This is a genomic window from Prevotella conceptionensis 9403948 (assembly GCF_000312305.1).
In the GTDB taxonomy this organism is placed as follows: Bacteria; Bacteroidota; Bacteroidia; order Bacteroidales; family Bacteroidaceae; genus Prevotella; species Prevotella conceptionensis.
On the sequence record NZ_HE999508.1, the window covers coordinates 1 to 822 of the forward strand.

Here is an 822-nt window from a genome sequence, read left to right on the forward strand (position 1 = left end):
AAACTACCTGTTCTGCGGCAACAACGAGGGGGCGGAAAACAATGCCATCTTCTATACATTCATGGCCTGTTGCAGGGAGGCAAGGATAGAACCTTACGGATGGTTAAGGCACGTCTTAGCAAAACCTTTGCTGGACATGAAGGAGGATGAGTTGATTAAACTACTGCCCATAAACTGCAAATAACATAAAGCCCTTATATGACGCCCGTCATATAAGGGCTTTTTTGTGAAGTATCAATACGGCGAATTTTGGATGCTTACCTTGAAAACTCGTACATTTGCAGTATCGCCAACAACTAGCTTATAACATTGTCAATTGTCAACCAAGTTGTGATTTGCTTGAAAACTCGTACATTTGCAGTATCGCCAACAACAAGAGTTTTTTCATCACTCAACCCAAACAAGTTGTGATTTGCTTGAAAACTCGTACATTTGCAGTATCGCCAACAACGGAGGGGCTTATAAACTCGCAGGCAATCAAGTTGTGATTTGCTTGAAAACTCGTACATTTGCAGTATCGCCAACAACACTTGCCAATAAGACGATTTCACAAGTACAGTTGTGATTTGCTTGAAAACTCGTACATTTGCAGTATCGCCAACAACAAAACGAATTTAATTAAACAATAAATTGAAGTTGTGATTTGCTTGAAAACTCGTACATTTGCAGTATCGCCAACAACTATAACGAATATCGATGCAATTTCTTAGATGTTGTGATTTGCTTGAAAACTCGTACATTTGCAGTATCGCCAACAACATAGGTCTTACCTGCACGCATCGAAATAGGTTGTGATTTGCTTGAAAACTCGTACATTTGCAG

General features: G+C 39.8%; 1 pseudogene. It reads left to right on the forward strand.

Annotated features, from left to right (window positions below):
• Nucleotides 1-184: pseudogene (locus BN93_RS18195) on the forward strand (IS66 family transposase); the annotation flags it as partial.
• Between the last annotated feature and the right edge of the window lie 638 nt (nucleotides 185-822).